The following is a 14,839-nucleotide window of genomic DNA, read 5'->3' as shown; positions in this document are numbered from 1 at the left end:
GCTACAGCCCGAGCGCGGTGGCCATCTCCGTGCGCAGCCGGTCCAGCTCGTCCGCGCCCTGGGTGCGGGCCGCCGGCAGTCCGGCGGCGTCGGGCACCGGGACGACGGTCTCCAGATAGGCCTTGAGCTTCGGCTCGGTCCCGCTGGGGCGCACGATCACCCGCACGCCCTCGCCGGTCAGCCGGACCGCGTCCAGCGGCGGGGTGGCGTGCGCCAGGTCGACCACCTCCACCGGGCGGCCCAGCAGCTGGGCCGGCGGCTGGGCGCGCAGTCGGGCCATCGCGCCGGAGATGAGCGTGAGGTCCTCGACCCGCACCGAGTACTGGCCGGTGACGAACAGACCGTGCTCGACCGCCAGCTCGTCGAGCCGGTCGGCCAGCGTGCGGCCGTCGACGGCGAGCTCGGCGGCCAGCAACGCCACCGCCAGCGCAGCGGAGACCCCGTCCTTGTCGTGCGCGACCGAGGGTGACACCGCGTAGCCCAGCGCCTCCTCGTAGCCGAAGACCAACGGCGCCGCCGCCGACCCGGCCCGGATGATCCACTTGAAGCCGGTCGGCGTCTGCTCGAACGGCGCCCCGTGCGCGCCGGCGATCGCGCCCAGCAGCGAGCCGCTGACCAGCGAGTTCGCGTAGGTGCCGCGCACCCCGCGGCGGAGCAGCCAGTCGCCCAGCAGCACGCCCACCTCGTCGCCGGTCAGCTGGCGCCCACCCACGACCACCGAGCAGCGGTCGGCGTCCGGGTCCTCGGCGATCGCGACGTCGGCGCCGGTGCGGTCGGCCAGTGCGGTCAGCAGGTCGACCGCGCCCGGTTCCTCCGGGTTGGGGAAGGCGACCGTCGGGAACGCCGGGTCGGGCCGGTCCTGCTCCGCGACGCAGTGCAGCGCGGCGAAGCCGGCGGCCTCGAACACCCGCTGGGTGGTCGCCGAACCCACGCCGTGCATCGCGGTGTAGGCCACCACGAGACGTCGGCGGGCCGCGGCGTCCACCCGGTCGGGCTGCAGGGCGCGCACCACCGCGGCGACGTAGTCGGCCTCGACGTCGTCCCCGAGGGTGGTCCAGTCCTCTCCGAGCGGGATGTCGCGGGCCGGTCCGGTGGCCGCGATCGCGGCCTCGATCTCCCGGTCGGCCGGCGGCACCAACTGGGCGCCGTCGGCCAGGTAGACCTTGTAGCCGTTGTCCTCTGGCGGGTTGTGGCTGGCGGTGACCATCACCCCGGCGACCGCGCCCAGGTGCCGGACGGCGTAGGACAGCACCGGCGTGGGCAGCGGGCGGGGCAGCACCGAGACGGCGAACCCGGCGCCGGCGAGCACGGCGGCGGAGACGTGCGCGAACTCGTCGGAGCGGTGCCGGGCGTCGTAGCCGATGACAACGCCACGCCCGCCCTGGCCGGAGTCGGTGAGGTACCGGGCCAGCCCGGCGGCGGCGCGGCTGACCACGGCGGCGTTCATCCCGGCCGGGCCGGCGCGCAGCGGGCCGCGCAGCCCGGCGGTGCCGAAGGTCAGCGGCCCGGTGAACCGGCGGGCCAGTTCCGCGGTGTCACCCGCGTCGACCAGGGCCTCGATCTCGGCGCGGTCGCCGGCGTGCGGGTCGGCGGCGGCCCAGGCGCGGGCGTCGTCCAGCAGGTCGCTCATCGCGGGCCTCCACTCGGCTGGACCGGGCCCTGCGCGGCCTCGACCACGTCGACGTCCACGCCGGGCAGCGTGTACTCCCCGCCCACCCGGGCGTGCACCGGGTCGGTCGGGTCCGCCTCGCCCTGGGCGGCGATCAGCTCCGCGGCGTAGGCCTCGGCGTCGTCGGCCGGGTCGTAGCCCAGCGCGCGGGCGGCGGTGAGGTCCCACCAGCCGCGGGTGTTCGCCGAGACGCCCCAGACCACCCGGAAGCCGGGGGAGGGCGTGCGCAGCGCCGCGTCCACCAGCCGCACGGTGTCGCCGGGGGAGAGCCAGGTGGCCAGCTGGCGGACCGTGGTCGGACGGGGGAAGGCGCTGCCGATCCGCAGGCAGACGACGTCCAGGCCGTACCGGTCGGCGTACAGCGAGCCGAGCGCCTCCATGGTCACCTTGGCCACCCCGTAGTAGGTGTCCGGACGCGGCGGTGCGTCGGCCTCGGTGAGCAGGCCGGACCCCGGTCGGGGGGTGAAGCCGCTGGCGTGGTTGCTGCTGGCCAGCACCACGCGGGGGACGCCGGCCTTCCGGGCGGCCTCCAGCGCAGTGCGGGTGGTCTCGATGTGCGAGCGGACGATCGCCGGCCAGGTCGCCTCGCCGAGGATGCCGGCCAGGTGCACCACGGCGGCCGCGCCCTGCGCCGCCTCCGTCACCGCGGGCAGGTCGGCGGCGTCGGCCACCAGGTGCTCCTCGCCCGGGCGCGGGTCCTGGATCGGCACCACGTCCAGGCTGCGCACCGCCCAGCCGCGCTCCGGCAGCCCGCCGCGCAGCGCCGTCCCGAGCCCGCCCGCGGCCCCGGTGACCAGAACGGGGCCGCTCACGGCATCCGCCCGATCAGCTCCACCAGGAAGGCGCCCAGCCGGCCGGCCGCGGCCTTGCCCGCCTCCAGCACCTCGAGGTGGTCCAGCGCCTCGCCGGTGATGCCGGCGGCGGCGTTGGTGACCATCGACAGGCCGAACACCTCCATCCCGGCCGCCCGGGCGGCGATCGCCTCCAGCGCGGTGGACATGCCGACCAGGTCGGCACCCAGCGTGGTGAGCATCCGGATCTCGGCCGGGGTCTCGAAGTGCGGGCCGGGCAGTGCGGCGTAGACGCCCTCGGTCAGCGACGGGTCGATCTCCTTGGCCAGCGTGCGCAGCCGGGCGGAGTACAGGTCGGTGAGGTCGACGAAGGTGGCGCCCACCAGTGGGGACCGGGCGGTCAGGTTGAGGTGGTCGCTGATCAGCACGGCCTGCCCGACCCGGTGGTCGGGGGCCAGGCCGCCGGCGGCATTGGTGAGGACGACGGTGCGCACCCCGGCCGCCGCTGCGGTGCGGATGCCGTGCACCACCGGCTCGACCCCGCGACCCTCGTACAGGTGCGTGCGGCCGAGGAAGAGCAGCACCTTGTGCGCGCCGACCTGGACCGACCGGATCTCCCCGCCGTGCCCGGTGACGGTCGGGGCGGCGAACCCGGGCAGGTCGCCGATGGCCACGCTGGCCAGCGTCTCGCCGAAGGCGTCGGCGGCCGGGGCCCAGCCCGAGCCCATCACCACGGCGACGTCGTGGCCCTCGCCCAGGGTGGCGGTCAGCTGCTCGGCCGCCTGGGCGGCGAGGGCTGCGGGGTCGGCAGGGTGCGCGGGGGTCGGCTGGCTCACCCCGTGAGCATAGGAAGGGCGGGCGGATCGCTCATCGTCCGGCGGGGGGCCGCCGCCCTCTCTAGACTCGCGGGGTGCAGATCCCCTTCCACTCGTCCGAGCGCGCCAGCCTGGGAGTGGAGTGGGAGCTGCAGCTCATCGACCCCCAGACCCGCGAGCTGACCTCCGGCGCCACCGAGATCCTCGCCGAGCTCACCCCCGAGGGCCTCGACGAGCACCCCAAGGCCAAGCACGAGCTGCTGCAGTCGACGATCGAGATCATCACCGGGGTCTGCACCACCGTCGCCGAGGCGAAGGCCGACCTGGCCGGCACCCTGGCCGAGGTGGTCGCCTCCGCCGAGCGGCACGGCCTGGGTGTCATGTGCGCCGGCAGCCACCCCTTCACCCGGTGGGACAGCCAGGAGATCTCGCCGAAGGAGCGCTACGCGGAGCTCGTCGAGCGGATGCAGTGGCCGGCCCGGCGGCTGCAGATCTTCGGGGTGCACGTGCACGTCGGCGTCCGCTCGCCCGACAAGGTGATCCCGATCGTGAACGCGCTCACCCAGTACGTGCCGCACTTCCTGGCGCTGTCGGCGTCCTCGCCCTACTGGGCCGGCTGCGACACCGGGCTGGCGTCGTCCCGTACCAAGGTGTTCGAGGCGATGCCGACCGCCGGGCTGCCCTACCAGCTGGCCGACTGGGGTGAGTTCGAGGAGTACATGGGCACGCTGATCGACGCCCGGGCCATCGAGAGCGTCCGCGAGGTGTGGTGGGACATCCGCCCGCACCCCGACTTCGGCACCGTGGAGCTGCGGATCTGCGACGGCCTGCCCACCCTCGACGAGATCGGCGCGGTCGCCGCACTCGCCCAGTGCCTGGTCGAGCAGTTCGACACCCAGCTCGACCGTGGTTACACCCTGCCCTCGCCGGCGGACTGGGTCGTGCGGGAGAACAAGTGGCGGGCGGTGCGCTACGGGCTGGACGCCGAGATCGTCGTCGACGAGCAGGGCACGCTGCGCCCGGTGCGCGAGGCGATCGCCGACGTGGTCGAGGAGCTGCTGCCGACCGCCCGCAAGCTCGGCTGCGAGGACGAGCTCCTCGACGTCCGGCGGGTCCTGGACGCCGGCGCCTCCTACCAGCGCCAGCGCGCCGTGGCCGCCGCGCACGACGGTGAGCTGCCGCCGGTGGTCGACAGCCTGCTCGCCGAGCTCCGCGACGGGCTGCCGACGACGGGGACGGCGTGAGCGGCGGGGAGACGACCAGCGCGGTGGAGGTCCACGGCCAGACCGTCGACGCCTGGTCGGAGGCGCACCAGGAGGAGCTGGTCGCCGTCCGCCGGCACCTGCACGCCCACCCCGAGCTGGGGTTCGTCGAGCACGAGACGACGGCCTTCCTGGAGCAGCGGCTCACCGCGGCGGGCCTCGCGCCTCGCCGGCTGAAGTCCGGCACCGGGCTGGTCTGTGACGTCGGGGGCGACCCGGACGCCGGGCCGGTCGTCGTGCTGCGCGCCGACATCGACGCGCTGCCGCTGACCGACCTCAAGGACGTCCCGTACGCCTCCACCCGCGAGGGGCTCTGCCACGCCTGCGGCCACGACGTGCACACCACCGTGCTGCTCGGGGTCGCGCTGGCACTGGCCTCGCTGGACGAGCTGCCCGGCACCGTCCGGTGCGTCTTCCAGCCCGCCGAGGAGCAGGTGCCCGGTGGGGGGCTGGAGGTCCTCGACGAGGGAGTGCTGGCCGGTGCGACCCGCGCGTTCGCGCTGCACTGCGACCCCTCGCTGACGGCCGGGTCGGTCGGGCTGCGCACCGGCGCGATCACCGCGGCCTGTGACCGGGTGGAGGTGACGCTCACCGGCCCCGGTGGGCACACCGCCCGGCCGCAGCTGACCGTCGACCTGGTGCACGCGATGGGCCAGGTGGTGACCGAGGTGCCCGGGCTGCTGTCCCGGCTGGTCGACCCGCGGGCCGGCGTCTCGCTGGTGTGGGGTGCGATCAGCGCGGGGGTGGCGGCCAACACGATCCCGGAGACCGGGCAGCTGCGCGGCACGCTGCGGGTGCTCGACCGCGCGGTGTGGAGCGAGGCCGAGGACCTGGTGTGCCGGCTGGTCACCGACGTCGCGACCGCCTCGGGAGCCCGGGTGTCGATCGACTACGTGCGCGGGGTGCCGCCGGTGGTCAACGACCCGCGCAGCGTGGCCCTGCTCCGCTCCGCGGCGCTGGAGACGGTGGGCAGCGAGGGCGTGGCGCTGTCCCCCCAGAGCATGGGCGGGGAGGACTTCGGCTGGTTCGCCGAGGTGCTGCCGATCGCGCTCGCCCGGCTGGGCACGCACGGCAGCGGCGAGACGTTGGACCTGCACCGCGGCACGTTCGACGTCGACGAGCGGGCGATCGGGGTGGGGGTGCGGTTGCTGGCCCGCACGGCGCTGCACGCGCTGGCGGCCGACGCCGTACCCGCTGGTACACCCGTCGGCCCGGCCCTGTAGACCTCTTCCCGACGCACTTCCCTCAGGCACCTGAGAGGCGGGGACCCGACGATGAGCTCCACCGACCAGCGCCCCACGGGCCCACCGGCCGAGCCGGCCGCGCCCGACCTGCTGACCCTGGCCGGGGAGTTCCCCGCGGCGAGCCGGGACCAGTGGCGCGACCTGGTGGCCGGGGTGCTGCGCAAGGCCGGCCGGGACGAGCTGCCCGAGCCGGTGGAGGACGCGCTCGCGCGCACCGTCGCCACCGGGGTCACCGTCGCCCCGCTCTACACCGCCGAGGACGCCGGGGAACTGCCCGCCCTGGCCGGGCTGCCGGGTCTCCCGCCGTTCGTCCGCGGCTCTCGGGCCGGTGCCGCCGGGGTGACCGCAGCCGGGGGCGCCGACCCCGACGTCCCCGGGGGCTGGGACGTCCGGCAGCGGCACGCCGACCCCGACGTGGCGCGCACCCGGGAGGCGATCGCCGCGGACCTGGAGAACGGCGTCTCCTCGCTGTGGTTGGTGGTCGGCGACGGTGCGGTGCCGGCCGACGCGCTGGGCGAGGTGCTGGCCGACGTCCTGTTGGACCTCGCGCCGGTGACCCTGCAGGGCGGGGTGCCGGCGGCGGAGGCGTTCCTCGCGCTGGTCGAGGGGCGCACCGACCTGGCACCCGGCGGCTGTCTGGGGCTGGACCCGCTCGGCGTGCAGGCCGCGACGGGGGAGCCGCAGGACCTCACCGGCCTGGCCGACCTGGCCCGCCGCGCCCCCGCGGGCTGGCGCACCGTCGTCGTCGACGGCACGGTGTTCGCCGACGCCGGGGGCTCGGTGGTGGAGGAGCTCGGCTGTGCGGTCGCCGCCGGGGTGGCCTACCTGCGGGCGCTCACCGAGGGCGGTCTGGACGTCGCCGATGCCCTCGGCCAGCTGGAGTTCCGGCTCTCTGCCAGCGCCGACCAGTTCACCACCATCGCCGCGCTGCGGGCGGCGCGCCGGCTGTGGGACCGGGTCGGGGAGGCCAGCGGCGTGCCGGCCGAGGCGCGGGCGATGCGCCAGCACGCGGTGACCTCGAACGTGATGGTCACCCGGCACGACCCGTGGGTGAACATGCTGCGCACCACGGTGGCCTGCTTCGCCGCCGGTGTCGGCGGTGCCGACGTCGTGACGGTGCAGCCCTTCGACGCCGCGCTCGGGCTGCCCGACGCCTTCGCCCGGCGGATCGCCCGCAACACCCAGAGCCTGCTGGTGGAGGAGGCACACCTCGCCCGGGTGCTCGACCCGGCCGGCGGCTCCTGGTACGTCGAGTCGCTCACCGAGTCCCTCGCCCAGGCCGCGTGGGCCTGGTTCACCGAGGTCGAGCGGGCCGGCGGGCTGGCGGCGGCGCTGTCGTCCGGGCTGGTCGCCGACCGCATCGGCGCCGCGTGGGCCGAACGGCAGCAGCGGGTGGCACACCGCACCGACGCGATCACCGGCGTCACCGAGTTCCCGAACCCGACCGAGGTGCTGCCCACCCGCCGTCCGGCGGCCGAGGCGCTGCCCGCGGCACCGGGCGGGCTGCCGCGGGTACGGACCGCGCAGGCGTTCGAGCAGCTGCGCGACCGGGTCGACGCGGTCGAACCCCGGCCGAGGGTGCACCTGGCCACGATCGGGCCGGTCGCCCGGCACACCGCCCGGGCCACGTTCGCGGCCAACCTGTTCGGCGCCGGCGGGCTGGCCGCGCCGACCGGGGACGGGGTGGACGGCCTCGCCGGGACGACGGTGGCCTGCATCTGCGGCACCGATCGGGACTACGCCGCCTCCGCCGCGTCGCTCGCCGCGGAGCTGCGGGCCGCCGGTGCCACCCAGGTCTGGCTGGCCGGTCCGCCGTCCCTGGCGGTGGACGGCGTCGACGGCTACGTGCACGCCGGGTGCGACGCCCTGGACGTCCTGGGGCAGGTCGTGGCTCAGTTGCTCCCGAGGGGCCAAAGTCGCGATCTTGGCCCTACCGACGACCAGGAGGTGTCGGCATGAGTGCGATCCCCGACTTCGGCGACCTGGAGCTGGGCCGCCCGGAGCCGACGGCGACGCCGGACGACTGGGCGAAGGCCTACGCCGACGCCACCGGCCGGGACGTCGGCGAGGCGACCTGGCAGACACCGGAGGGGATCGCCGTCCCGCCGCTGTTCACCCGGGCCGACCTGGCCGACGTCGACTTCCTGGACACCCTCCCGGGCATCGCGCCCTACCTGCGCGGGCCCTACCCGACGATGTACACGACCCAGCCGTGGACGGTGCGGCAGTACGCCGGGTTCTCCACGGCATCGGAGTCCAACGCCTTCTACCGGCGCAACCTGGCCGCCGGGCAGAAGGGCCTCTCGGTCGCCTTCGACCTGCCCACCCACCGCGGCTACGACTCCGACCACCCGCGGGTGGTCGGCGACGTCGGGATGGCCGGGGTGGCGATCGACTCGATCCTGGACATGCGGCAGCTGTTCGACGGCATCCCGCTGGACAAGATGAGCGTCTCGATGACCATGAACGGCGCTGTCCTGCCGGTGCTGGCGCTCTACGTGGTCGCCGCCGAAGAGCAGGGGGTGAGCCCGGACCAGCTCACGGGGACGATCCAGAACGACATCCTCAAGGAGTTCATGGTCCGCAACACCTACATCTACCCGCCGAAGCCCTCGATGCAGATCATCAGCGACATCTTCAGCTTCACCTCCACGCAGATGCCGCGGTTCAACTCGATCTCCATCTCCGGCTACCACATCCAGGAGGCCGGGGCGACGGCCGACCTGGAGCTGGCCTACACCCTCGCCGACGGGGTGGAGTACCTGCAGGCCGGCAAGGCAGCGGGCCTGGACGTCGACGTCTTCGCGCCCCGGCTGAGCTTCTTCTGGGGCATCGGCATGAACTTCTTCATGGAGGTCGCCAAGCTGCGGGCCGGCCGACTGCTGTGGGCGAAGCTGGTGAAGGAGGCGGGGGCGACCAAGGACAAGTCGATGTCGCTGCGCACCCACTGCCAGACCTCGGGCTGGTCGCTGACCGCGCAGGACGTCTACAACAACGTCGTCCGCACCTGCCTGGAGGCGATGGCCGCCACCCAGGGCCACACCCAGTCGCTGCACACCAACGCCCTGGACGAGGCGCTCGCGCTGCCCACCGACTTCTCCGCCCGGATCGCCCGCAACACCCAGCTGCTGCTGCAGCAGGAGTCCGGGACGACGCGGGTCATCGACCCGTGGGGCGGGTCGGCCTACGTGGAGAAGCTGACCTACGACCTGGCCCGCCGCGCGTGGGCGCACATCCAGGAGGTCGCCGAGCACGGCGGCATGGCACAGGCGATCGACGACGGCATCCCGAAGCTGCGGATCGAGGAGGCCGCGGCCCGCACCCAGGCCCGGATCGACTCCGGCCGCCAGCCGGTGATCGGGGTGAACAAGTACCGGGTCGAGGCCGACGAGGCGGTCGACGTGCTCCGGGTCGACAACGCCGACGTGCTGGCTCAGCAGAAGGCGAAGCTCGTCGAGCTGCGTGCCTCCCGGGACGGCGCCGCGGTGACCGAGGCGCTGGGCCGGCTGACCGACGCGGCTCGCGCCGCCGCGGAGGGACGGCGCGGGGACGAGCTGTCGGCGAACCTGCTCGCGCTCGCCGTCGATGCCGCGCGGGCGAAGGCGACGGTGGGGGAGATCTCCGACGCGCTGGAGGCGGTCTACGGGCGGCACTCCGGCCAGGTGCGCACCATCTCCGGCGTGTACCGGGACGAGGCAGGAGGAGCGGGCCCGGTGGACGAGACCCGTGCGCTGGCGTCGGCGTTCGCCGAGGCCGAGGGCCGTCGTCCCCGGATCCTGGTGGCCAAGATGGGCCAGGACGGCCACGACCGCGGGCAGAAGGTGATCGCCACCGCCTTCGCCGACCTCGGCTTCGACGTCGACGTGGGCCCGCTGTTCCAGACGCCGGAGGAGGTCGCCCGGCAGGCGGTGGAGGCCGATGTGCACGTCGTCGGCGTCTCCTCGCTCGCCGCCGGCCACCTCACGCTCGTGCCCGCGCTGCGTGACGCCCTCGCCGAGCTCGGGGCCGACGACGTCCTGGTCGTGGTGGGCGGGGTCATCCCGCCGGACGACGTCCCGACCCTGAAGGAGATGGGCGCGGCCGCGGTCTTCCCGCCCGGCACGGTGATCGCCGACGCCGCGCAGGACCTGCTCCGCACCCTCTCCACCCGCCTCGGCCACTCGTGACGGGGGGCCGAAGTCGCGACTTTGGCCCCCGGACCGGCCGGCCCGTCGACGTCCCCGGGCTCACCGAGGGGGTGCTCGCCGGGGACCGGCGGGCGATGGCGCGGGCGATCACGCTGGTCGAGTCGCGGCGCGCCGACCACCGGGAGGCCGCCCAGGAGCTGCTGGTGCAGCTGCTGCCGCACGCGGGGAACGCCCGGCGGGTGGGGATCAGCGGGGTCCCCGGGGTCGGGAAGTCGACGTTCATCGACTCCCTCGGCGTCGACCTGACCGCGGCCGGGTCGAAGGTGGCGGTGCTCGCCGTCGACCCGTCGTCGGCGCGGTCCGGGGGCTCGATCCTGGGCGACAAGACCCGGATGGCCCGCCTCGCCGTCGACCCGAACGCCTTCATCCGCCCTGCACCCACCGCGGGCACGCTGGGCGGGGTGGCCCAGGCGACCCGGGAGTCGATGGTCGTGGTCGAGGCGGCCGGACACGACGTCGTCCTGGTGGAGACCGTCGGCGTCGGCCAGTCCGAGGTCGCCGTCGCGGAGATGGTCGACTCCTTCCTGTTCCTCACCCTCGCCCGCACCGGCGACCAGCTGCAGGGGATCAAGCGCGGGATCCTGGAGATCGCCGACGTCATCGCGGTCAACAAGGCCGACGGCCCGGGGGAGGTCGACGCCCGCCGCGCCGCCCGTGAGCTGGCCGGTGCGATGCGGATGCTGCGCGGCGAGGCCGTCCCCGTGCTCACCTGCGCGGGGCTCAGCGGCGCCGGGCTGTCCGAGGTCTGGGCTGCGGTCGTCGAGCACCAGGACCGGATGCGGGCCTCGGGGCAGCTCGACGAGCGGCGCCGGGCGCAGCAGGTGCGCTGGACCTGGCAGCTGGTCCGGGACGGGCTGGAGCACCAGCTCCGCGAGCACCCCGCGGTGCGGTCGGCGGCGCCGGAGCTGGAGACGGCAGTGCTGGCCGGCGAGCTCACCCCGGCGCTGGCCGCCCGCCGGCTGCTGGACGCCTTCGCCTCGCCCGGCTGAGGCTTCGCCGACCGGCCCGGCGGCTCTCGAGGCCGGCCCGCCCGCGTGGGTGTGCGACGCCGGGTGCCCGGACAGGGACAATGGCGGGTGCACACATCGGTCCAGCACTGGGAGCAGCACCCATGACCCGCATCGTCATCATCGGCGGCGGCCCGGCCGGGTACGAGGCCGCGCTCGTCGCCGCCCAGCTCGGCGCGGACGTCACCGTCGTCGAGCGCGACGGCATCGGCGGCGCCAGCGTGCTGACCGACTGTGTGCCGTCCAAGACCTTCATCGCCTCAGCCGGTGCGATGACCTGGGTGCGCGACTCCGTCGCCCTGGGGGTCACCGGCACGGAGCTGGGCCGGGCGGCGCTCGACCTGGCGACGGTGAACAGCCGGATCAAGGGGCTGGCGGTCGCGCAGTCCTCCGACATCCACCACCGCCTCGAGTCCGAGGGGGTGCGGATCATCCGTGCCTCGGCCCGGCTCGCCGACGAGGCCCGCGGGCTGACCGTGCACCGGGTCGAGGTCGTGGACTCCGACGGGCAGGTCACCGAGACGCTGGAGGGCGACGTCGTCCTCATCGCCACCGGCGCCGACCCGCGGGTGCTGCCGGGCGCCGAGCCGGACGGTGAGCGGATCCTGTCCTGGCGCGACGTCTACGAGCTCGACGAGATGCCCGAGCACCTGATCGTGATCGGGTCCGGCGTCACCGGAGCGGAGTTCGCCTCCGGCTACCTGGAGGCCGGCGTACCGGTCACCCTGGTGTCCTCCCGCGACCAGGTGCTGCCCGGGGAGGACGCGGACGCCGCGGCCGTCGTGGAGGAGGTCTTCCAGTCCCGGGGTGGCCGGATCGCCGAGCGCAGCCGCGCGGACAAGGTCGTGCGCACAGAGAAGGGCGTCCGGGTCGAGCTGACCGACGGCCGCGTCGTCGAGGGGTCGCACGCGCTGATGACCGTGGGCACCGTCCCCAACAGCGGCGGGATGAACCTGGAGGCCTGCGGGGTCGAGCTCGCGCCGTCCGGGCACATCGTCGTCGACCGCGTCTCCCGCACCACCGTCGCCGGGGTCTACGCCGCCGGCGACGTGACCGGGGTCTTCCAGCTCGCCTCCGTCGCCGCCATGCAGGGCCGGATCGCCATGTGGCACGCCCTCGGCGAGGCGGTCGCGCCGATCCGGCTGAAGACCGTCTCGGCCAACGTCTTCACCCATCCGGAGATCGCCACCGTCGGCGTGCAGGAGAAGACGCTGACCGAGGACGCCGACGTCGAGGTCGTGCGGTTGCCGCTGGCCACCAACGCCCGGGCCAAGATGGGCGACCTGCACAGCGGGTTCGTCAAGCTGTTCACCCGCCGCTCCACCGACGTCGTCGTCGGCGGTGTCGTGGTCGCGCCGGGTGCGTCGGAGCTGATCCTGCCGATCGCGCTGGCCGTCACCAAGGGCCTGACCGCCGGGGACCTGGCGCAGACCTTCGCGATCTACCCGTCGCTGTCCGGGTCGATCACCGAGGCCGGCCGCCGGCTGATGGGGATCGAGGACGAGCACAGCTGAGTCCTCGCCCGCGGTGGTGGGCGTGACGGAGGAGGACCAAGGCGGGTCGTGAGGCGACCCGGCGGTGCGGCGCTCAGCCGGTTGCTCAAGTTCCGGTGCTGCGCAGCCGATGCTGGCTGAGGTCCCTTCTCGGTCAGGAGCTCGTCCGTGTACGTCATCCTCCGGCAACGGCGTCACTCCCTGAGGGACACGGCCGTCGCCGGCGTGCTCGCCGTGGTCGTCCTGGCCGTCCCTGCCGTTGCCCGCGCCGAGGCGCCCGCGACCGAGGCGCCCGTGATCGAGGCGCCCGCGACCGAGGCGCCTGTGATCGAGGCGCCCGCGACCGAGGCGCCGACGCCGACTCCGACGACCGACTCCGCAGCAGTCCCGACGGACCGTGGTCCGGCCGTCGAGCCCGGTGAGACGGTGGTGGGTGAGCTGGTGCAGGCCTACGGGGACCCGGCGCCGCACGACCCCGGCGTTGACGACCCGCACGAGCACGAGGACGGGGGCGACGACACGCTGCTCAGCTGGGTGGAGTCCGATGCCGGTGCGGTGCGGGTCCTGACCGAGGACGTCACCGAGCTGCCCACCGGCGCGACCGTCGAGGTCACCGTCGGCGAGGCCGTGCTCGATCGCGCAGCGGCCGATGGACATGTCCCCGCGGTGGAGGTGCTCTCCGCCGACGTCCTGGCCGCACCAGAGCCCGACGAGCAGACGACTGCGGAGTCGGTGGCTCCGGTCAACCACGCGGTCACGGTGGTGATGCTCGCGCCGGCTGGTGTCGCCCGGGACGCCACGACGTTGACGCAGGTGGTCTCGGCAGTCAACGGACCGGTCGGTGAGTTCTGGGAGCAGCAGAGCGGTGGGGCCGTCCGGATCGGGGTGACGGCGAGCGTGGACTGGTTCCAGGGGACGACGACGTGTGCCGATCCCGTCGCGCTGTGGGCCGAAGCCGCTTCCCGAGCGGGTTGGACGTACGCCGCAGGCCGGCACCTGCTCGTCTACGTCCCCCAGGGCGCGCCCGGGTGCTCGTACGGGCTGGGTGAGGTCCGGCAGGACATCAGCTCCGGTGGGCGGATCTACGTGCGGGCGACCGCCACCTCGGTGATCGCCCACGAGTTCGGTCACAACTTCGGACTCAACCACTCCTCGGCGTTGCAGTGCGAGGGCACGGTCGAAGGACCGATCGGCGGTCCCTGCCAGATCTCGCCCTACCGCGACTACTACGACCTGATGGGCATCTCCTGGAGCCAGTTGGGCACCTTGTCGACTGTCCACCAGGGGCAGCTGGGCGTGCTGCCGGCAGGACAGCGCATCGACGTCACCATGGACACCCTGGCCGGGGACCACCTCCTGTCGCCCGTGGGCGGTGGCAGCGGAACGCGGGCCATCAAGCTGACGACGTCCAGCGGTGGTGCCTACTGGCTGGAGTACCGGACGGCCGTCGGCCGTGACTCCTGGCTGGGCAGCTCGGCGAACAGCGTGGGGCTGGAGCAGGGCGTCGTGCTGCGTCGGGCGAACCCGGGTGCGGCGAATTCCTCCCTGCTGCTGGACCCGACACCGTCGGCACGAGCGTCCTGGCCCAGCGACGTCCGTACCGCCCTCGTGCCGGGTCGTTCGGTGATGGTGGCCGACGATGCCTTCACGGTGACGGTGACCTCGCAGTCGTCCACTGGTGCAGTGGTGCGGGTCGTACCGGGGCGGGCACCGATCGGGTCCGTCGACACCTTCAGCCTGTCCGGGGTGACGCTGTCGATGTCCGGCTGGGCGATGGACCCCGATGCCCCCACCGCCTCGGTCCCGGTCCACGTCTACGTGGACGGCCGGCCGACGGTGCTCATCGCGAACGGCAACCGGGACGACGTCGCCTTGGCGTTCCCCGGAGCCGGCCCTGCGCACGGGTGGGCGCTGAGGACCGCGCTCGCCGAGGGGACGCACAGCGTCTGCGTGTACGCCATCGACGTGGCCGACGGGCCGGGCAACACGACGCTCGACTGCCGCTCGGTCACCGTCGTCACCCGGCTGCCCCTCGGCTCGCTCGATGCGGTCACGGTCACCGGGTCGACGATCGCGCTGCACGGCTGGGCGTTGGACCCGGACTCCTCGGCCGTCTCGAGCAGCGTGCACGTCTATGTCGATGGTGTGGGGGCGGTGGTGACCGCGGACGGGGACCGGCCTGATGTCGGGGGGGCGTTCCCGGGGGCCGGTGCGGCTCACGGGTTCTCGTTGCGGACCGGTCAGCTCGATCCCGGGGTGCACACGGTGTGCGTGTACGCGATCGATCTGGACACCCCGTCGCGCAACACCCCGCTGGGGTGCCGGACGGTCGGGGTGCGGGTGGCGCTTCCCTCGGGCAGCTGGGATGCCT

The 14,839-nt window shown here is 74.3% G+C and carries 10 protein-coding genes; 7 read left to right on the top strand and 3 right to left on the bottom strand.

Features of this window, described 5'->3' with window-relative positions; translation table 11 throughout:
- Position 1 precedes the first annotated feature (1 nt).
- The 3 genes from O2V63_RS18650 to O2V63_RS18640 are packed head-to-tail and all read right to left on the bottom strand — an operon-like array spanning position 2 to position 3,296.
- Entirely contained in the window at positions 2-1,630 is a 1,629-nt protein-coding gene (locus O2V63_RS18650) for a phospho-sugar mutase (protein WP_269169016.1), read from the bottom strand.
- The gene (locus O2V63_RS18645) at positions 1,627-2,481 is read right to left on the bottom strand and encodes an NAD-dependent epimerase/dehydratase family protein (protein WP_269169015.1); all 855 of its coding nucleotides are present in this window, start codon (positions 2,479-2,481) and stop codon (positions 1,627-1,629) included. Before O2V63_RS18645 ends, O2V63_RS18650 begins: the two co-directional genes overlap by 4 nt.
- Positions 2,478-3,296 (bottom strand): purine-nucleoside phosphorylase, encoded by an 819-nt coding sequence (locus tag O2V63_RS18640; RefSeq protein WP_269169014.1) that lies wholly within the window; start codon positions 3,294-3,296, stop codon positions 2,478-2,480. Before O2V63_RS18640 ends, O2V63_RS18645 begins: the two co-directional genes overlap by 4 nt.
- A gap of 74 nt (positions 3,297-3,370) precedes the next feature.
- On the opposite strand from O2V63_RS18640, the gene O2V63_RS18635 reads away from it, so the two are divergent.
- From O2V63_RS18635 to O2V63_RS18605, 7 genes are all read left to right on the top strand, one after another.
- Complete coding sequence (locus O2V63_RS18635) at positions 3,371-4,519, top strand: glutamate--cysteine ligase (RefSeq protein WP_269169013.1); 1,149 nt, start codon at positions 3,371-3,373, stop codon at positions 4,517-4,519.
- Entirely contained in the window at positions 4,516-5,760 is a 1,245-nt protein-coding gene (locus O2V63_RS18630) for an amidohydrolase (RefSeq protein WP_269169012.1), read from the top strand. Before O2V63_RS18635 ends, O2V63_RS18630 begins: the two co-directional genes overlap by 4 nt.
- Before the next feature lie 51 nt (positions 5,761-5,811).
- Complete coding sequence (locus tag O2V63_RS18625; protein WP_269169011.1) at positions 5,812-7,740, top strand: methylmalonyl-CoA mutase family protein; 1,929 nt, start codon at positions 5,812-5,814, stop codon at positions 7,738-7,740.
- Positions 7,737-9,947: a methylmalonyl-CoA mutase gene (gene scpA / locus O2V63_RS18620; RefSeq protein ID WP_269169010.1), complete on the top strand. Its 2,211-nt coding sequence runs from the start codon at positions 7,737-7,739 to the stop codon at positions 9,945-9,947. Before O2V63_RS18625 ends, scpA begins: the two co-directional genes overlap by 4 nt.
- Positions 9,944-10,957, top strand: a complete 1,014-nt coding sequence (gene meaB / locus O2V63_RS18615; RefSeq protein WP_269169009.1) for a methylmalonyl Co-A mutase-associated GTPase MeaB — start codon at positions 9,944-9,946, stop codon at positions 10,955-10,957. Before scpA ends, meaB begins: the two co-directional genes overlap by 4 nt.
- 122 nt (positions 10,958-11,079) lie before the next feature.
- Complete coding sequence (locus O2V63_RS18610) at positions 11,080-12,489, top strand: NAD(P)H-quinone dehydrogenase (RefSeq protein WP_269169008.1); 1,410 nt, start codon at positions 11,080-11,082, stop codon at positions 12,487-12,489.
- 147 nt (positions 12,490-12,636) lie between these two features.
- Positions 12,637-14,839 (top strand): reprolysin-like metallopeptidase (locus O2V63_RS18605; RefSeq protein ID WP_269169007.1); only part of this gene is annotated, 2,203 nt, incomplete at its 3' end.

It is taken from the genome of Modestobacter sp. VKM Ac-2977 (genome assembly GCF_026968045.1).
GTDB lineage: Bacteria > Actinomycetota > Actinomycetes > Mycobacteriales > Geodermatophilaceae > Modestobacter.
The sequence above is the reverse complement of the archived record's forward strand: the minus strand, read 5'-3'. Positions and strand labels throughout refer to the sequence as shown.